The 18,014-nt window shown below is 69.4% G+C and carries 19 protein-coding genes; 2 read left to right on the top strand and 17 right to left on the bottom strand.

Annotated elements, in window-relative coordinates; all coding sequences use genetic code 11:
• Nucleotides 1–47: 47 nt before the first annotated feature.
• Together lexA and ACIA5H_RS16785 are read left to right on the top strand one after the other, a co-directional pair.
• A complete protein-coding gene (lexA, locus tag ACIA5H_RS16790; RefSeq protein ID WP_379251220.1) occupies nucleotides 48–776 on the top strand; it encodes a transcriptional repressor LexA in 729 nt (242 codons plus the stop codon).
• Between the two features lie 125 nt (nucleotides 777–901).
• The gene (locus tag ACIA5H_RS16785; RefSeq protein WP_397076718.1) at nucleotides 902–2,953 is read left to right on the top strand and encodes a glycosyltransferase family 39 protein; all 2,052 of its coding nucleotides are present in this window, start codon (nucleotides 902–904) and stop codon (nucleotides 2,951–2,953) included.
• A gap of 56 nt (nucleotides 2,954–3,009) precedes the next feature.
• Here the strand turns inward: ACIA5H_RS16785 and ACIA5H_RS16780 are convergent, their stop codons facing one another.
• The 17 genes from ACIA5H_RS16780 to ACIA5H_RS16700 all read right to left on the bottom strand — a co-directional run bounded on the left by ACIA5H_RS16780 (nucleotide 3,010) and on the right by ACIA5H_RS16700 (nucleotide 18,014).
• Nucleotides 3,010–3,450: a hypothetical protein gene (locus tag ACIA5H_RS16780; RefSeq protein WP_379251226.1), complete on the bottom strand. Its 441-nt coding sequence runs from the start codon at nucleotides 3,448–3,450 to the stop codon at nucleotides 3,010–3,012.
• A 28-nt stretch (nucleotides 3,451–3,478) separates the two neighbouring features.
• Nucleotides 3,479–3,988 (bottom strand): DUF2231 domain-containing protein, encoded by a 510-nt coding sequence (locus tag ACIA5H_RS16775; RefSeq protein ID WP_397076717.1) that lies wholly within the window; start codon nucleotides 3,986–3,988, stop codon nucleotides 3,479–3,481.
• A 731-nt stretch (nucleotides 3,989–4,719) separates the two neighbouring features.
• The gene (locus tag ACIA5H_RS16770; protein ID WP_397076716.1) at nucleotides 4,720–5,466 is read right to left on the bottom strand and encodes a DUF6390 family protein; all 747 of its coding nucleotides are present in this window, start codon (nucleotides 5,464–5,466) and stop codon (nucleotides 4,720–4,722) included.
• Nucleotides 5,466–6,533: a HoxN/HupN/NixA family nickel/cobalt transporter gene (locus ACIA5H_RS16765; protein ID WP_355071020.1), complete on the bottom strand. Its 1,068-nt coding sequence runs from the start codon at nucleotides 6,531–6,533 to the stop codon at nucleotides 5,466–5,468. The genes ACIA5H_RS16770 and ACIA5H_RS16765 overlap by 1 nt, the downstream gene beginning before the upstream one ends.
• Before the next feature lie 87 nt (nucleotides 6,534–6,620).
• Entirely contained in the window at nucleotides 6,621–7,694 is a 1,074-nt protein-coding gene (gene hypE, locus ACIA5H_RS16760) for a hydrogenase expression/formation protein HypE (RefSeq protein ID WP_379251232.1), read from the bottom strand.
• Complete coding sequence (gene hypD / locus ACIA5H_RS16755; protein ID WP_379251234.1) at nucleotides 7,687–8,799, bottom strand: hydrogenase formation protein HypD; 1,113 nt, start codon at nucleotides 8,797–8,799, stop codon at nucleotides 7,687–7,689. The genes hypE and hypD overlap by 8 nt, the downstream gene beginning before the upstream one ends.
• Nucleotides 8,796–9,122 carry a HypC/HybG/HupF family hydrogenase formation chaperone gene (locus ACIA5H_RS16750; RefSeq protein WP_355070277.1) on the bottom strand — a complete coding sequence of 109 codons (327 nt, stop codon included), beginning with the start codon at nucleotides 9,120–9,122 and terminating at the stop codon, nucleotides 8,796–8,798. Before ACIA5H_RS16750 ends, hypD begins: the two co-directional genes overlap by 4 nt.
• Nucleotides 9,123–9,138: 16 nt before the next feature.
• The gene (gene hypF, locus ACIA5H_RS16745) at nucleotides 9,139–11,439 is read right to left on the bottom strand and encodes a carbamoyltransferase HypF (RefSeq protein WP_397076715.1); all 2,301 of its coding nucleotides are present in this window, start codon (nucleotides 11,437–11,439) and stop codon (nucleotides 9,139–9,141) included.
• Nucleotides 11,436–11,678 (bottom strand): HypC/HybG/HupF family hydrogenase formation chaperone, encoded by a 243-nt coding sequence (locus ACIA5H_RS16740; RefSeq protein ID WP_355070275.1) that lies wholly within the window; start codon nucleotides 11,676–11,678, stop codon nucleotides 11,436–11,438. The genes hypF and ACIA5H_RS16740 overlap by 4 nt, the downstream gene beginning before the upstream one ends.
• Nucleotides 11,679–11,681: 3 nt before the next feature.
• Nucleotides 11,682–12,182: a hydrogenase maturation protease gene (locus tag ACIA5H_RS16735; protein WP_355070274.1), complete on the bottom strand. Its 501-nt coding sequence runs from the start codon at nucleotides 12,180–12,182 to the stop codon at nucleotides 11,682–11,684.
• A 13-nt stretch (nucleotides 12,183–12,195) separates the two neighbouring features.
• On the bottom strand, nucleotides 12,196–12,513 hold the full coding sequence (locus ACIA5H_RS16730; RefSeq protein ID WP_379251240.1) for a hypothetical protein: 318 nt from the start codon (nucleotides 12,511–12,513) through the stop codon (nucleotides 12,196–12,198).
• A gap of 22 nt (nucleotides 12,514–12,535) precedes the next feature.
• Nucleotides 12,536–12,655: a DUF6893 family small protein gene (locus tag ACIA5H_RS16725; protein ID WP_379251242.1), complete on the bottom strand. Its 120-nt coding sequence runs from the start codon at nucleotides 12,653–12,655 to the stop codon at nucleotides 12,536–12,538.
• 13 nt (nucleotides 12,656–12,668) lie between these two features.
• Entirely contained in the window at nucleotides 12,669–13,997 is a 1,329-nt protein-coding gene (locus ACIA5H_RS16720) for a hypothetical protein (RefSeq protein WP_397076714.1), read from the bottom strand.
• Nucleotides 13,994–14,641: a DUF6084 family protein gene (locus ACIA5H_RS16715; protein WP_397076713.1), complete on the bottom strand. Its 648-nt coding sequence runs from the start codon at nucleotides 14,639–14,641 to the stop codon at nucleotides 13,994–13,996. Before ACIA5H_RS16715 ends, ACIA5H_RS16720 begins: the two co-directional genes overlap by 4 nt.
• Complete coding sequence (locus ACIA5H_RS16710) at nucleotides 14,638–15,273, bottom strand: DUF5947 family protein (RefSeq protein ID WP_356961512.1); 636 nt, start codon at nucleotides 15,271–15,273, stop codon at nucleotides 14,638–14,640. Before ACIA5H_RS16710 ends, ACIA5H_RS16715 begins: the two co-directional genes overlap by 4 nt.
• Nucleotides 15,270–16,184 (bottom strand): NifU family protein, encoded by a 915-nt coding sequence (locus ACIA5H_RS16705; RefSeq protein WP_397076877.1) that lies wholly within the window; start codon nucleotides 16,182–16,184, stop codon nucleotides 15,270–15,272. Before ACIA5H_RS16705 ends, ACIA5H_RS16710 begins: the two co-directional genes overlap by 4 nt.
• A gap of 33 nt (nucleotides 16,185–16,217) precedes the next feature.
• Nucleotides 16,218–18,014 (bottom strand): nickel-dependent hydrogenase large subunit, encoded by a 1,797-nt coding sequence (locus tag ACIA5H_RS16700; protein WP_355070264.1) that lies wholly within the window; start codon nucleotides 18,012–18,014, stop codon nucleotides 16,218–16,220.

Below are 18,014 nucleotides of genomic sequence, written 5' to 3'. Positions count from 1 at the left end.
CATGCCGGGCGCGGACCGGCCTGGCACAGCAGGAAAGGGCGGTTGCGGTGAGGCAGACGGACGACACGGGTGACGAGACCGAGAGCGGCGCCGACGCGGCGGGTAGCGGGGCGGATCTCACCGTGCGTCAGCGCAAAGTGCTCGAGGTGATCCGCACCTCGGTGAGCGAGCGCGGCTACCCGCCGAGCATCCGGGAGATCGGTGACGCCGTCGGCCTCACGTCCACCTCGTCGGTCGCCCATCAGCTGCGCGCCCTGGAACGCAAGGGCTACCTGCGCCGGGACCCGAATCGCCCGCGTGCCGTGGACGTCAGGGGCCTGGACGAAGTGGTCCGGTCGGTGACCAGCTTGCCGGTCGCCGCGGTCGACGACGGGGAGATCACCGTCGACGTCGACCGTCCCGTCCCCACCTTCGTTCCGGTGCTCGGCCGCATCGCCGCCGGTGGTCCGATCCTGGCCGAGCAGGCCGTGGAGGACGTCTTCCCGCTGCCGCGCGAGCTGGTCGGCGACGGTTCGCTGTTCCTGCTGAAGGTCGTCGGTCAATCCATGATCGACGCGGCGATCTGCGACGGCGACTGGGTGGTCGTGCGGCAGCAGAACGTCGCCGAGAACGGCGACATCGTCGCGGCGATGATCGACGGTGAGGCCACGGTGAAGACCTTCAAGCGCACCGGCAAGGACGTCTGGCTGATGCCGCACAACCCGGTCTTCGAGCCGATCCCCGGCAACGACGCCCAAATTCTGGGCAAGGTCGTCACGGTCATCCGCAAGATCTGACGGCCCGGCGCAACGATCCACCGTCGGCGTGCCGAATGCTCGTCGGCCGGTGGACGTCCGGTACTCACAGCTGATTGCCAGGATGCGCGCAGGAGATTCACCAGGACGCTTGCGAGACTCCTGCGGTGACAGCGATCCCCGCCGAGGCCGCCCTGCCCGATGCGAATCCGATTGCCACCCGTCCGGAGCCGGGCGGATTACCGCCCGCGCGGCTATGGGAGCGCGCAGGGCTGGCGGCATTGCTGCTCGGGACCGCGGCCGCGTACTTGTGGCACATCACGGTCAACGGCATGGGCAACGGCTTCTACGCCGCGGCGGCCTGGTCGGGTGCGCGGGACTGGAAAGCGGTGCTGTTCGGTTCTCTCGACCCGGGCAACTTCATCACGGTGGACAAGCCGCCGGTGTCGCAATGGGTGATGGGTGTTTCGGGGCAGCTGTTCGGATTCGGCAGCGCGAGCATGCTGGTGCCGCAGGCGCTGATGGCTGTCGCCGCGGTGGCATTGATGTACGCGATGGTCGCCGGGGCGACGACCAGCCGGGCCGCCGGTCTGCTCGCCGGAGCCGCGCTGGCGGCAACGCCGGTGGTGGCGTTGATGTTCCGGTTCAACAATCCGGATGCCGTGATGGTGCTGCTGATGACCGCGGGCGCGTACTGCACGCTTCGGTCGGCGCGGCAGGCGAGCGCGCGCTGGCTGATGCTGGCGGGCGTCGCGCTCGGGTTCGCGTTCCTGGCGAAGATGCTCGAAGGTCTCATGGTGTTGCCCGCCTTGGCGCTCACCTATCTGATCGTCGCGCCGACCTCGGTGCGGAACCGGTTGCTGCACTTGTCGGCCGCCGCGGCGGCACTGGTCGTCTCGTCCGGCTGGTATGTGCTGCTGACGGTGCTGTGGCCCGCCACGGCGCGGCCGTACCTGGCAGGCTCGACGGACAACACGTTCATGGATCTGGTGCTGGGCTACAACGGGTTCGCTCGCTTCCTGGGACAGAACCACCACGGCGGCAACAGATTCGCGCTGCCTCCGGGGTACGAGATGCCTGCCTCCGCCGGGCACACCGGCGGCGGGTTCGGCGGCTTCAGCGGACCAGGCCCGGCTCGCCTGTTCACCGGTGAGATCGGTTTCGAGATCTCCTGGCTGCTTCCGGCCGCCCTGCTCGCCTTCGCACTGGTGCTCGTCTCCCGTCGGGGTACGCCACGAACGGACCCGGTTCGTGCGGCCGCGCTGGCGTTCGGGCTGTGGCTGGTCGTCGACGGCGTCGCGTTCACCGTGATGCGCGGCGGTATGCACGCCTACTACACGTTGGCGATCGGTCCGGCCGTGGCCGGGATGTTCGCCATCGGGGTGGCGGAGGTGTGGCGGCGCCGGTCGGAGGCGTTCGGTCGTGTCGGCGCCGCCGCACTGGTGCTGACGTCGGGACTGTGGGCGTTCGTCCTGCTGAACCGCAATCCCGGGTGGCTGCCGCCGCTGCGCTGGACGCTCGTGGCGATCTCGCTGGCGGTGGCGCTCGGACTGGTCGCCGCCGCCTTCCCGGCCGGGGCGCGACGGGTGCGAGCCAGAGCCGTATCGGTGCTCGTCGCCGTGGGTGTGCTCGCCGGGATCGGCGGATCGACGGCATACGCCGCGGCCACCCTGCCGCAGGCGCACACGGGCGGCAGTCCTACCGTGGGCCCGGCACGGCCCACGACGGGGGATCCGTCGAGCGACATGCGCCGCGCGGTGACCGCGTTCATCGACGGGGAGGTCGAACCCCAACTCGCCACGCTGTTGCGCGACACCTCCACCCCCTGGTCGGCCGCAGTGGACCGGTCCTCGGTCGCCGCGTCGCTGGAACTCGCCACCCACACCTCGGTAGTCGCGATCGGCGGCTTCACCTCCGAGGATCCGGTGCCCACCCTCGACGAGTTCCAGACCATGGTGCGCACCCATCAGGTGACGTACTACCTCGCGCAGGAGGTGCGGCTGCCCGATTCGTGGCGGGTGCGCGACCAGCCCGCCGGGGCCGGCCGGAGCGACGCCCCGGACAACGGATGGTGGCGGCCGGCCGGGCACAAAGACATCGCCGAGTGGGTGTCGGCGCACTACAGCGCGGTACACATCGGCAACGTCGCGGTCTACGACCTCACCGCCCCGGCCTGCGACAGTACACAACCCTCGCCGCCCGCGGCCTGCGCGAAATAACTGGGGACTCCCGCCGTCGCGGCCACCCACCGGTGGCTCTCGTCTGGGACGAGAGGTCAGCTGCCGACGCCGAGCGCGGTCAGGAACACCAGCACGACGGTCGTCACGGCGAAAACCCCGTGTGCGGCGACGACGGCAACGGGAAAGTGCTTTTCGGGCGGTTCGGCCGTTCCCGCGGCGGAGCGGCGTTCGACCGTTCCCGCGGCGGAACGCTCTCGATAGGTGGGAATCCAGCGCACCAACATCGTGAATCCGAGTAGGGCGACCGGAATCAGCAGCACGAAGGCGATCCAGGCCCACGCCGTGTTGTCGATGACGAGGTACACGATCCACACGATCAGTCCGGCCACGGCGAGCAGGAAGTGCCCGAACAATACCGGCGCGGGCAGCTGGGTCGAATTCGGCTGACGCGTGCCGCCCTTGGCGATCCAGGTGCCGAGCAGGAAGAAACCGCCGCCCGCGGTGAGCAGCCAGAAGATCAATGCGGCGATGCCCATGGTGTGCCTCCTGACGTTGGGAAGGGATTCAGCGCTTGAAGCCGCTCGCCTGGGTTGCCTCGTCGGCGACACGTACGCCGTACCGGTAGGCGAGCTTGCCCCCGAGATACCCCGACATCGCCAATGCCACCAGGGCCGCCACCGATAGCGCCAGCGGCCCGGCCGGAACCGCGCGTGTGGTGTCGGCGCCCCGCCGCCAGACGAAACCGACCGCGTAGGCGACGGTGACCAGCAGATTGAGGGTCATGTGCAGCAGGCCGGTGCGGAAGGCGGGCGTACCCGTCGGGATGGCGAGCAGGTCGAGGAACCCGATCGTCGCGGCGGCCAAGGCGCCGAGCACGCCGATCGCGATCAGCCACGACGACCCCTTGACCAGGAACTGCGGATCGTCCACCACTCGGGATGCGAGGTCGAACACCAGACTGGCGACCCATGCGCCGATCGGGACGGTGACCAGGATCGGATGGAACGGGTGCCCGTACGGGCCGGCCAGCGCGGCGCTCACCGGCCGCTTCGCCTGCTGCGGATCCTCGGTCATGGCGCACCTCCATCGAGGTCGATCGCCTTCGCCTCCGCCGACCGGCCACGGGGCCGAGGCTCGGCCACGGTCCGCCGGGTCGTTCGACTCCGCCCGCGCAGATGGCCGACGGATTCCACTCTCCTGTATACGGGAATATCGCATCGAATACGGTAGGCCACAAAGTGGATATACCACCGTACGGAAATCGCACACCTCGTTCGGAAAAGCCGCACCCATCGCCTCGACGCAGAATTGTCGGACGCTTGCACAACTGCGGTTTTCCGGCTTCTGGGACGGCTACTACATCATCGGAAGCATCGGCATCGGCATGCCCGGGAACATGTTGTTCCACATGTCGCGAATCATCCCCATCATCTGATCCAACACTGTAGTTCACCTCCCTTCGGGTGATATCCGAAATGCGGATCAGCCCGTCGGGCACGATGGCGGAGGACGCGCCGACACACCGGATAAATCATCCGGGAACAGTTCGGACTTTCGCCGGACGACTATCGGTGAAATACACGTGTCGCTCCCCGAGGTCGGGCTCGACAGCTATATACAGGATACGCGCACCTGGGTGAGCCGAACACGCCTCGCGGATCTGCCGAATTCGCGAACCGTCGAGTTCGCCACGATTGAGGGAATCGAAACTTTCTCATCGGCAACCGCCGCAACATATCGGCGCTGTCAGCAAGCAGTCCGCCGCCTCGGTGTCGGGCGTGGACGACCGGCAACTCATGTGCTCGTCAGCTGATCGCGGGGCTCCCTTGTGCGGCGAGTCGTCGGTTGGTGAGCTCCAATTGACGCACCGTGCCCACCTCCAGAGCACTCACCTGGGCGTCGTCCAAGCGCCCGCACAGCCGCCCCCAGTGCACCGCGACCCGCTCCCCTACCGCGACATCCGGCAGCGCCGCGTACCCGTCCACCCGGATCGGCACCGACCGCGCCGTCTCCGCCGACAACGCGAGACGTTCGCCGTCCCAGCTCAGCGCACGGCAGCCCAACACGACCTCGCCGCCGGCACGGTCGAGCACCGTTCCCCAGCCGATCCGGCAGTTGTCGAGCACGTGCAGGGGATGTTCGTTGCCGTGTCCGAGCAGCCGCGACCAGGGGTACACACCGAAGACGTGGAAGCAGTGGTTGGCGGCCGCCTCCTCGGCCAGCCGTGGCGTCAGGTACGTCCAGTAGCCGCCCGCGACCGGGCCGAGCAGATCCAGCAGTTCGGCGGTGAAGTCGCGGGCATCCAGTTCCGCGCCGACGCCGCCGCCCAGCCAGTACGCCTCGACGATCCTGCGGTCCAGCGGGTCCGCTATACCGGTCATGCGCGCCATCACGCGCAGGTAGGGCCACGCTCCGGTGAACCGGCGCGCCACCGCCCGCACCTGCTCGTCCGAGCCGTCGCGCAGGGCGGCCGCGTCGGGCGGCCCGCAGTAGCCCAGCCGATTCGGCGCGTAGGCGTACCGGGCGAACATCTCCGCTCCGCTGCCCGCCATCAGCACGGCCCTCCGCCCGCCCGGCCCGGGGACCACCGCTGCTCGATCCGGCCGAATCGCCATACTCCGACGGCGACCGCCCAGGTGAGCAGGAACAGTCCGGCGATCACGAAGCCCATGGCGCCCAGATCCAGCCCGCCGACCCACGCCAGCGGTCCGTCGGCGATGCCGAATTCGTCGGCCAGCAAGGAAATCATCTCCTGCGCGCCGATCAGCAGCGCCACGGCCACCGACAGACCGGTGACGACGATGTTGTAGTAGACGGTGCGCAGCGGTCCGGCGAACGCCCATCCGTATGCGTAGTTCATGAACGCGCCGTCCAGCGCGTCGAACAGCGTCATGCCCGCCGAGAAGAGCACGGGCAGCACGAGGATCGCGTACCACGGCAGGTCGGTCGCCGCCGCACCGCCCGCGATCACCAGCAAGCTCACCTCGGTGACGGTGTCGAAGCCGAGGCCGAACAGCAGCCCGACGAGGTACATCTGCCACGGCGCGCGCACCGCCCGGGTCAGCGGCCCGGTCACCCGCTGCAACGCGCCGCGGTCGTGCAGCCGCTGCCGCAACGCGGCCTCGTCGTAGCTCCCACGGCGCATCGAACGGAACACCCGCCAGATGCCGATCAGCGAGACCAGGTTCAACGCCCCGATGGCGAGCAGGAAAGTGCCGGAGATGCCGGTGCCGAAGAGGCCGGTCCAGCGTTGCAACCCGGAGTTCTCGTCGCGCAGGTTGCCCGCCAGCGCCTTGACGCCGAATGCCAGCAGCGCGACGAGGACGAACACGATGGTGGAGTGCCCGAGGGAGAACCAAAATCCGACCGACAGCGGCTTGCGCCCGTCCGCGACCAGTTTGCGGGTGGTGTTGTCGATCGCGGCGATGTGATCGGCGTCGAACGCGTGCCGCATGCCGAGCGTGTAGGCGGTGACGCCGAGGCCGACGCCGAACACCGCACCGTCCACCACGTATCCACCAGGGACAACGAGCAGCAGCAGCGCCGACCACCCGAGGACGTGCAGGACGACCACGACCGACGCCATCCCCGCGACGCCGCGCCGCTGCCGTCCGTCCAGCGGGGCACGCGACGCCGCGGGCGTCTCGGCGATCCGAACGATGATCCACACCTCGCCTTCTGGCTCAGGGCCGATACCGGTCCCCTGTCAGCAGATCCGCGGCAGCTGCTCGCCCGCGGGCAGATCCACCACCCGCGTACCGCCGAGCGCCGTGCGGGCGACCACCATGCCGGGATGTTCGGCGACGCATCGGCCGATCACGGCGGCCTGCGCGCCCAGTGGGTGCTCCCGCATCGCCGCCAGCACGCGTTCGGCGTCCTCGGGCGCGACGAACGCCAGCAGCTTGCCCTCGTTGGCCACGTACATCGGGTCCAGGCCGAGCAGCCCGCACGCGTCGCGCACGCCGTCCGGCACGGGAAGCTGCCGCTCGTCCAGGGCCACGCCGACTTTCGCGGCACGGGCGATCTCGTTGAGCGAGGCCGCGACGCCGCCGCGGGTCGGGTCGCGCAGCACGTGCACGTCGGCGCCGGTGGCCAGCATCGCCGCGACCAGACCGTGCAGCGGCGCGGTGTCGCTGAGCACGGTGGTACCGAACTCCAGACCCTCGCGGCAACTGAGCACCGCGACACCGTGCACCCCGATCTCGCCGCTGACCAGCACGACGTCGCCCGGGGTCGCGCGTTGCGGCCGGATGTCCACCTCGGGGGGCACCACGCCGATGCCCGCGGTGTTGATATAGATCCCGTCACCGTGCCCGGCGTCGACCACCTTGGTGTCCCCGGTGACCAGCTGGACTTCGGCCGCCAGCGCGGCGGTCCCGACCGCCTGCGCGATGCGTGCGATGTCGGCCAGCGCGGTGCCCTCCTCCAGGATGAACGCGGTGGACAGCACCATCGGACGCGCACCGGACATGGCCAGATCGTTCACCGTGCCGTTGACCGCGAGCTCACCGATGGTGCCGCCAGGGAAGACGAGCGGCTTCACCACGAACGAATCGGTGGAGAAGGCCAGCCGCGCGCCGTCGAGCGTGACGACCGCGGAATCGGTCAGGTCCGCGTTCGCGGCGGAGCCGAACGCGGGCAGGAACAGATGCTCGATCAGCTCGCCGGACATCGCGCCGCCGCCGCCGTGGCCCATGACGATGTTCGGCGAATCCCGCAGCGGCATCGGGCAGACCCAGCCCTCATCGATCGTCACGGGCGCGGCGCCTTCATCACGCATGAGCCACCTCCGCGGGCAGATCCAAGCGCCGGTACAGGTAGTAGGCGGCGCACGCGCCTTCGGAGGACACCATGGTGGCGCCCAGAGGATTCCGCGGCGTGCACTGCTTGCCGAAAGCGGCGCACTCATTCGGCTTGATCAGCCCTTGCAGCACCTCTCCGGAGCGGCAGATGGTCGATTCTTCGGTGTGCAGGTCGCCCACGGCGAAGCGGTGCTCGGCGTCGAACTCGCGATAGCGCTCCGACAACCGCCAGCCGCTGCGCGGGATGACGCCGATGCCGCGCCAGGCCCGGTCGGTGACCTCGAAGACGTCCTGCAGCATGGCTTTCGCCGCGGGATTGCCCGCAGCGGCCACCGCGCGCGGGTAGGCGTTCTCCAGTTCGTGCCTGCCGGACTCCAGTTGCAGCACGGTGCGGCGGATGCCCTCCAGGATGTCCAGCGGCTCGAATCCGGTGACCACCATCGGCACCCGGTACTGCTCGGCCAGCGGCGGGTACTCGTCGGTGCCCATCACGGTGCAGACGTGCCCGGCGGCGAGGAACCCTTGCACCCGACAGGTCGGGGACTCCATGATGGCGGCGATGGCGGGCGGGACCAGCACATGCGACACCAGCAGCGAGAAGTTCCTGATCCCCAGCCGCTTCGCCTGGTAGACCGTCATGGCGTTGGCCGGAGCCGTGGTCTCGAATCCGATGCCGAAGAACACTACCTCGCGGTCGGGATTCTCCTTGGCCAGGTTCAGCGCGTCCAGCGGCGAGTACACCACTCGGACGTCACCGCCCTCGCTCTTCACCCGGAACAGGTCCTTGGAACTGCCCGGCACGCGCAGCATGTCACCGAACGAGCAGAAGATCACGCCCGGTCGCGCGGCGATCTCCAGCGCCTTGTCGATCACCTCCAGCGGGGTGACGCAGACCGGGCAGCCGGGGCCGTGGATCATCTCGATCTGGTCGGGCAGCAGTTGGTCTATGCCGTGGCGGATGATCGAATGTGTTTGTCCGCCACAGACTTCCATGATCGCCCAGCGGCGGCTGGTCGCGGCGCGGATCCGATCGAGCAGGTGCCGGGCCAGTTCGGGGTTGCTGAACTCGTCGAGATATTTCATGACTTCGCCTCCGGTTCCTCGCGGGACGGCTCGGCGGCGGGATTGTCCAGGCCCGCCTGCTTCGCGGCGATGGCGAAACCGTCGCCGAATTCCTCGTTCAGTACGCCGAGGTGCTCGAACTCGGCCAGGGTCCGCAGCGCGGACTCCTCGTCCAGACGCTGGATCGCGAAACCGACGTGGACCACGACGTAATCGCCGACCGCCGCGTCCGGGATGTATTGCAGGCACACGTCCTTGTGCACGCCGCCGAAGTCGACGACCGACATCAGCGTGCCGTCCCGCTCGTGCAGGCTGAGCACTTTGCCTGGTACCGCAAGACACATCGTTGCTCTCCTTCGCTCATCCCTCGCTGCACGCGAGGAGTTGCCCGAACGCGAGGCCGCCGTCGTTGGGCGGCAGTCTGTGGTGGGTGATCACGGTGAACCCGTTGTCGCGCAGCAGCGCACACGATCGCGCGAGCAGCAGGGCGTTCTGGAACACGCCGCCGGACAGGGCGACGACCGTCCCCGGGGCGGCGTAACGCGCCGCGAGGTCGAGCACCAACCGAGCGACGGCGGCGTGGAAGCGCGCGCCCACCACCTGCGGGGGCGCGCCCGCGCGAACGTCGGCGACCAGGTCCGCGATCACCGGCGCGGCATCGATCCCGGCGGGGTCGCCCTCCGCGAGCGGGAATCGGTAGGCGGCGTCGCCTTCCGCCCCCGCGCGCGAGAGTCCTTCCAGTTCGATCGCCGCCTGGGCTTCGTAGTCGACGACGTGCCGCACGCCGCACAGCGAGGACACCGCGTCGAACAACCGGCCCATGCTGGACGTGGGCGCGCAGCCCAGTCCGGTCCGGAACTGGTGGGCCAGCACCGAACGCTCGGCGGGCGGACACGCCGCGACCGCGGGAATGTCCTCGGACCAGTCGATCCCAGCCGCGCGCAGATGAGCCAGCGCCATGCGGTAGGGCCTGCGCACGGCGAGATCGCCGCCCGCGAGCGGCACGTACTTCAGGTGCGCCAGACGCCGGTAGCCCTTGTAGCCCGCCAGCAGCGCCTCACCGCCCCACACCGCCGCGTCCGGTCCGTACCCGGTGCCGTCGAAGGCGATGCCGACCACCTGCTCGGTCGCGCCGAGCCCGTGCTCGCCCATGACTGCGGCGATGTGCGCGTGATGGTGCTGGACGGTGTAGACGGCTCGCTCGCCCGCGTGCCTGCGCGCCCAGGCGGTAGAGCGGTAGCCGGGGTGCGCGTCGGCGACCAGCTGCGCGGGACGGACGCCGGTGAGTTCTCCGAGGTGGCGCTGCGCGGCGTCGAAGGAGCGCAGCGTCGCCAGGTCGTCCATGTCGCCGATGTGCTGGCTCAGCCAGGCGTAGCGGCCGTCGGCCATCGCGCAGGTGTTCTTGAGGTCCGCGCCGACGGCGAGCGTCGGCGGCAGCGGCACCGGTAGCAACAGCGGCAGCGGCGCGTAGCCGCGCGAGCGCCGGACCGGCAGTTCGCGGCCGTCGAGCGAGCGCACCACCGAGTCGTCGCAGGGCACCAGGATGCGCCGGTTGTGCGACAGCCAGCCGTCGGCGAGCCCGGCCAGGCGGGTGCGTGCGTCGTCGTCCTGGTAGCAGATCGGCTCGCCGCCGAGATTGCCCGAGGTCATCACGAGCACCTGCGGGCCGGGCGGGTCGCCGGGCAGGCCGAACAGCAGCAGGTGCAGCGGGGTGTAGGCGAGCATCACGCCCAGGTCTGGATTGCCGGGCGCCACCGATGGCGAGACCGCCGGGCCGTCGTTCGAAGGGGGCTCCTCGGGCGAGGATCGGCGAGCGAGCAACACGATGGGGCGAGCCGGGCTGGTCAGCAGCGTCTCGGCGGCGTCGTCGACGGCGACGATGGCCCGTGCCGTGACCAGATCCGGCACCATGACGGCGAAAGGTTTGTCACCGCGGCGTTTGCGACGCCGCAGTTCCGCGACGGCCGCCTCGTTCGTGGCGTCACAGGCGAGGTGGTATCCGCCGATGCCTTTGACCGCCAGGATTCCGCCCGCGCGCAGCAGTCGCCGCGCGGCAGTCAGCGGCGTACCGGCTCCCGGTCCCGTATAGGCGAGCGTGGGGCCGCAGTCGGGGCAGGCGATCGGCTGCGCGTGGAAGCGCCGATCGGCGGGATCGGCGTATTCCCGCGCGCACCGCTCGCACATGGCGAAGTCGGCCATCGATGTGCGCTCGCGGTCGTAGGGCAGGCTCGCGATGATGGTGAAACGCGGACCACAGTTGGTGCAGTTGACGAACGGATGGCGATAACGGCGATCGCGCGGATCGCGCAACTCGCGTTCGCAATCGGCGCAGATCGCGACATCGGGTGAGGCGAGCGTACGACCACCACCCTCGCGCGTGGTGCCCGCGATGTGGAATCCGGTGCCGCCGCGCGCCGGGATGTCGGCCTGCTCGACCGACTCGATCACCGCCAGCGGCGGTGGTCGCAAGCGCAGCCGCCGGGCGAACTCGTCCAGATCTCTGGCCGCTCCCTCGATCTCGACGATCACGCCGTTGCTGTTGTTGCTCACGCTGCCGGACAGAGCCAGTTCGGCGGCGGTGGTGTAGACGAACGGCCGGAATCCGACGCCTTGGACCACACCGCGCACCAGCAGACGCCGCCGCAGCCGCACAGTGTTCATGACTGGTCCCCGCGTTGCAGCAGACGCAGCCCTTGCAGAGCCGCCTCGGCTCCCGCCGCGTCGGTCTTCTCCACCGCGAAGCCCATGTGGATGATCACCCAGTCACCCGGCCGGGCCGGATCATCGTCGAGCAGCCCGATGTTCACCTTCCGCTGCTCGCCGGAGACGTCGACCAAGGCGATCTGATCGTGGTAGCCGTCAGGGATCGCCAGCACCTGTCCCGGGATGCCCAGACACATCGGTCAGTCCTCCTGTCGCGCTGTGGCCCGCGGAAGCGGGGAGCCATCGGATGTCCCGGCGGGCAGGAACGCGGCCAGCACCTCGCCGACGGCGGCGACCGCCTCCGGCACCGCCGCCGCGACCGGCGCGGACAGGCCGATGCCCTCCTCCACGCAGGCGACCTGGCAGCCGATCACCACCGTGGGCGGCAACACACCGCCCAGCGCGCGTACCCCGGCGAAGACGGCGTCCGGGCTCATCGCGTGGGCGTCGAGCTGGGCGCCGGTGTCCTCCGGCTCGGCGCCGAACACCTCGACCCGGCCGGGCGCGCCGCGGTCGGGCAGCGCGTCGATCAGCAGCAGCGCCGCCCAGGGGTCGAGCAGGTCGTAGGCGAGGTGCATGCCGCGGATGCCGTAGTCCACCGCGCGCACACCGGGGTCGGGGTGGTGCGGCAGCCTGCGCACCACCTCGGGTCCGAATCCGTCGTCGCCGAGGAAGATGTTGCCGATCCCGGCGATCAGCACCGCGGCCGTCGAGTCACCCCTCTTTCTCGGTGGGTGTCGTCGCGCCGCCCACTCGCGCGTCGTCGACCTTTCCGGTCGCCGTCTCCGCGGGGGCGTTGGCGGTGTCCTTGCGCTCGTCGTACGGAGGTGCCGCCGCTTCGGTGCCGGTCGGGGCTTCCGAGGTGAACTCGGTGCCCTTCTTGGCGTCTTCCGGATGCGCGGAGGTCATCTCCTCGTGACCGATGTGGCCCGGTTCCCGGTCCGCCGGGCCTCCGGCCGCGATGCCCGTGCCCGCGTCGCGCGAACCCGGCGCGCCACGTGCCGATTGCGGCTCTTCGCGATGCTCACCCATGATGCTCCTTTCCGGTGCCCCGCTACATGTGCCGGATCTTCAGATATCGCCGCAGATCCGGGAGCGACCGCACGCCGAGATACACTCCCGCCGCCACCAGCACGGCGACGACGGTCGTCGAGACCACTCCCACGGTTTCCATAGCGGACTTCCTTTCATTCCTCGGTGCCGTCGAGCGGCTCCAGTTCGTCGGGCGCGAAATATAGGTAGCGCCCGTACCATTCGTGCAGCTCGGCCGCCGGATCGGCGTCCAGCACCACCCCGACGTGCGCCTGTCCGTCCACGTCCTCGTGCACCGAGACGACCCGCGCGCACTGCCCGTCGAAGAACAGATCCTGGGCGTCGGCCCGGCGCGCCGGATGCAGCCGGACGCGGCTGCCCTTGCGCACCAGCGCCCCCGCGACCGGCACAGCGTCCAAGTCCGGACGGACGGCGCTGTCGGCCAGCGGGTCCCACCAATCGACGCCCTCGGGAATCTCCGGGATCAACCCGGGCCCCTCGGCGTGCGGGTCGCGCAGCACCCCGTGCAACTGCCGCATCGCGTCGGGCGACATGGCCTCGCAGCGGTCGATGATCTCCGCCGCGCGCGGGTCGGTGGCTCGGGCGCTCGCCTTCTCCGCATCGGTCATGGTGAGTATGCGCAGCGTGAGGATCTCGTCGATCTCGGTGGAGTCGAACAGCGCTCCTTCGCTCTGCTCCGCGATCTCCGGGTGGTCGTAGAGAATGATCGGCGAGATGAGCAGCACGCTGTAGTCGCCGGGCGGCCCCGCGAGCACCGGGAAACACCGGTACCGATCGCAGCGGGCGGCCACGGCGGTTGCGTCGGGCGGCGGTTCCAGCAGGGAGACGAACTGTCCGCCGGTGATCTCCGCGATGATGTGCGCGCCGATCAGCGAGCGGGCGATGGCGTCGCGCTTGTCGGTCGCGGGTGCGCCCACGTTGCGCAGGACGACCGTGAGCCGTAGGAAGCCGTCGTCTCGGTCGGCGGCGAGTTCCAGCTCACCCGTCAGCGGCAGCCGGGTCCGCACGAACGTGCCCGGCGCGGAGACGGCCGCGGTGGCGATCTGCTCGGCGTCGGAGCCGCCCGGGATGTCCAGCGGCACGACCATACGGGCGGGCGGGACGGGGCCGACGGTGATCTCCTGCTCGACCGCCTCGTCCCAGGACAGCCACGACCGCGCGCCATCGGTCAGCTCCGCGACGGGCGTACCGTCCCCGTCCACCACTTGACGGCGCTGGAGCTGGAGGAACCGCACGGTGAGGGTGAGTTCGGGATTCTCGCCCGGTTCGATCAGGCACTGCGCCGACAGCGTCGACTCCTCGCCGAGTCCCGCCGCGGCGGCCTCGTGCGGTCCCAGCACGCCGAACTGCCAGCGCGACTGGTTCTTGCGCGCGTCGGCCCGGTAGGGGTAGAGCAGATAGCCCTCGTAGAGCACCGCGTCGGCCACGGCGCGGGCGCGGGCACGAGCTTCGGCGGTCGTCACGGCGTCTCCTCGGCGCTGGTCAGCAGGCGGGTCACCGCGTCGTCGAAGCCGTGCAGGCCGTGGCTGGATTTATAGGTGGCCAGCGCCCGAAGCGTGTCGTTGTGCAGCCGCACCCACCCGGTATTCGGGAAGTACGCGTCCATCAGGCCCTGCCAGACCGATACGGGCATCTCGAACTTGTCCTCCCGGTCCCATGGAATCTGCTGGATGGCGAATCCGGTCGTGCCCCGGATGAAGACCGTCCCGCTGAACAGGAACAGCAGCGGAACCACACCCTCGCGCAACGCGTGCAGGTACTTCGATCCGGTCACCTCGAAGTCGTAGGTGCACGGCATCGGCAGGTCCACTTGGGCGCCGCCGGTGAAACTCGGAACCATGGTGGCGCAGTGCATCCAGAGAAACGAGCGCTGGGTCTCGTGCCACCGTTCGCGCGGGCCGAACAGATCGACCAGCCCTGCGGCCTCCTCGTCGGAGTAGCCGCGGCGGAACGGCTCGATGCGCACCTGCGCGCGCAGGGCGATGGCGTGCACGGGCTCCTCCGCGAGCGCGGCGATGCCGACGCGCGCGGACAGGATCGGCGCGACGGCGTACGGCTCGGGTTTGATCTCGAGCACGGCGAACGTCGTCGAGTACACCGGGCTCATGCCGCACCGCCGGTTTTCGCGCGCGCCGACGCCTCGGCGAAGAACTCCTCCAGGTATCGGTGCACGTCCTGGCCGCCGTCGAATCCGTGCCACAGCAGCCGCATCCGGCCGACGAACTCGTAGCAGGCGTCGATCGGTAGCAGCAGGCAGGCCGCCCGCTCGGTGCGGCGGTCGGGCACCCGGATGAGCAGCGCTTCCACGTCCGGGGCGAGCACGTCCAGCTCGGGATGCCGGTGAATGATCGAATTCCATTGCTCCAGAGGTAATTCCGACTCTGTAGCGCCGGCGGGTCCTGGATAGAACGCCACCGTCCGGTCCAGTGCGGAATTGCGGAAGAAGAACGCCAGATTCACGGGGATGTCCAGTGCGTCCCATTCGGCCCGGCTGATCGTGAAATCCGGGAACGTGAGATACCGGTCCGGCACCGCGCGATACCGCAGCTCCGCGTTCTGGTCGACGAACAGCAAGTAGCAGCCGCGGCATACGCACATCAGCTGCCTGCCTTCGACGTTCACCACGTGCTGGTGCCGGTCGGCGATCGGCTCCGCGCACATCTCGCACCGCTCGCCGGGCCGGGGAGCGGGCCCGCGATCGGCGGCGATCCGCTGGAGCGCGCGAAACGGTGTGCTCACCCGCGGACCTCCACCGGCACCGCCACCGACAGTTCGCCGGAGCGCACGAGCACGGGGAGCGGTTCGAGGTGACCGTCACCGTCGACCCGAGCGCCCGCGTGCACCACGTCGTAGTGCGCCCGGCAGGTCGGGCACCGCAGCACCGCGTCACCGGCCGGGAACCCCACGCGCCGCTCCAGCGCCGCACCCGCGAGCGATCGGTCGCATCCGGGGCAGTGGTCGCGATAGGCGTACAGCTCCGTTCCCACCCGGCAGGCGAGCACCGTCAGCCCGGCGACGTCGAAGCCGCCCACCTCGCCCGCGTCGAGTTCGGCCAGTTCGGGGACCGCGACCCAGTTGCCGGACCGCGCGCCGTCCGCGCGCACGCGCGAGAACAGCGAGTCGGCGGAGATCACCCCCGCCGACTCGGTCTGCGCGGCGACCACTTCGATGGACTCGATCTCCGGCGCGGCCGCCCGCACCGCGTCCTCGACGGCCAGTTCGAGCGTCACCGACGAGGACGGACAGCTCTTGCAACTACCCGCCAGTTCCAAGCGCACCACGCCGTCGACGATGTCGACCAGGTGGACGTCGCCGCCGTGGGAACCGAGATACGGACGCACGCTGTCCAGCGCGTTCCCTACGCGGGTGGTCACATCGTGCGGATGCAACCCGTGCACGAGCAGCAGGCTCGCGACCAGGTCGTCGCGGGTCAACCGCTCGACCGCCGCGCCGTCGAGCAGCTCGACCACGCGGGTCAGCGCCGCGCCGTAGAGTTCGACCAGTTCGCGCACGAGTTGCTCCGCGCGTTCGCGGGCGAGCGCACCGCCCGCCGAACTCGCTTCCAGCAAGGTCTCGATGCGATCACCGGCTTCGCGCCACCGGGAGTCGTCGAGCGTCGCGTCGTCCCGGTCGTCCGGGCGATCCTCCACCGTCACCTCCGGGTCGTTTCGCCCGACGCGGACTCACTCGGGAGTGAGCGTCTGCGTCGGTGAATGCAGCTTCTCCAGCGTCTTGCCCTTGCCTAGATACATGTGCACGCCACACGGCAGGCACGGATCGAAGCTGCGCACGGTGCGCATGACGTCGATGCCCTTGAAGTGCTCGCGGTCGTTCTCCTCGAAGATCGGCTGGCCCTGCACCGCGTCCTCGTAGGGCCCCGGCGTGCCGAAGCTGTCGCGCGGGCTGGCGTTCCACGGCGTCGGCGGGTACGGGTGGTAGTTCGCGATCTTGCCGTCCCGGATCACCATGTGATGCGACAGCACGCCGCGCACCGCCTCGGTGAAGCCGCAGCCGATGCTTTCTTCCGGCACCTCGAACTTCTCCCAGGTCTTGGTGTGGCCGGCCCGGATCTCCGCCATCGCCTTCTCCGCGAAGTGCAGCGCGCAGGCCGCCGCGTACGCCTGGAAATAGGTGCGCGCGCGGTTGCGCTCGAGGGTGTTGCTGCCGTGCACCGGCACCTTCCACTCCAGCGTGACCGGCCCCTTGAGCGCGGTCTTGGGCAGATTGATCTGCACGCTGTGCCCGGTGGCCTTCACGTAGCCGATGTCGATGAGGTTGGCCAGCGCCGTCGACCACAGCCGGGCCAGCGGGCCGCCGCCGGTGTCCAGGGGGAGGTGATCGGTGCCGTCGAACCACCGCGGCGACATGACCCAGCTGTACTTCTCGTCCAGGTCGCGTTTCTGCGGCCGGGGGTTGGTGTGCTGGTTCCAGGGATGGCGGCGGTCCACGGGGTTGCCCAGCGGATCGGTCTTGACGAACATCTCCTGATCGGTCCAGTCCTCGTAGTACGAACTGCCCAGCAGGATCCGCAGTCCCAAGTTGATGTCGACCAGGGAGGTGGTCAGCAGTTTGCCGTCGACCACGACGCCGGGGGTCACGTACATCTTGCGGCCCCAGTCCGCCATGTCCTTGTACTCGAAATTGCAGAACTCCGGGTCCTGGAACGAGCCCCAGCAACCCAACAGCGTGCGCCGCAGGCCGACCTTCTCGTAGCCCGGCAGCGCCTCGTAGAAGAAGTCGAACAGATCGTCGTGCATCGGCACGACCTTCTTCATGAACTCCACGTAGCGCATCAGCCGGGACATGTAGTCGGTCATCAACTGGATCGTCGCGACCGTGCCGGGTCCACCGGGATACAGCGTGGACGGATGGACGTGCCTGCCTTCCATCAGGCAGAACATCTCGCGCGTGATCCGGCTGACCTGCAACGCCTCCCGGTAGAACTCACCGGTGAACGGGTTGAGCGCGCGCATGATGTCGGCGATGGTGCGATACCCGTGGTCGCCCGCGTGCGGCGCCTCGGTGTTCTCGGCCCTGGCCAGCACGCCCGGATTGGTCTCGGAGACCATCTTCTCGCAGTAGTCGACGCCGACCAGGTTCTCCTGGAAGATGTTGTGGTCGAACATGTACTCGGCGGCCTCGCCCAGGTTGACGATCCATTCGCCGAGGTGCGGCGGGCGCACGCCGTAGGCCATGTTCTGGCAGTAGCACGAACAGGTGGCGTGGTTGTCGCCGCAGATGCCGCAGATGCGGCTGGTGATGAAGTGCGCGTCGCGCGGGTCCTTGCCCTTCATGAAGATCGAGTAGCCGCGGAAGATGGACGAGGTGCTGTGACACTCGACCACTTCCCGATTCTCGAAGTCGATTTTGGTGTAGATGCCGAGGCTGCCGACGATGCGAGTGATCGGGTCCCACGCCATCTCGACGAGGCGGTCCGGCTCGATCGTTTTGTGCGACGGCTCCGGAATGATCTGGGTCAT

The sequence above is a fragment of the Nocardia sp. NPDC051900 genome, from assembly GCF_044452545.1.
GTDB classification, from domain to species: Bacteria; Actinomycetota; Actinomycetes; order Mycobacteriales; family Mycobacteriaceae; genus Nocardia; species Nocardia sichangensis.
The sequence above is the reverse complement of the archived record's forward strand: the minus strand, read 5'-3'. Positions and strand labels throughout refer to the sequence as shown.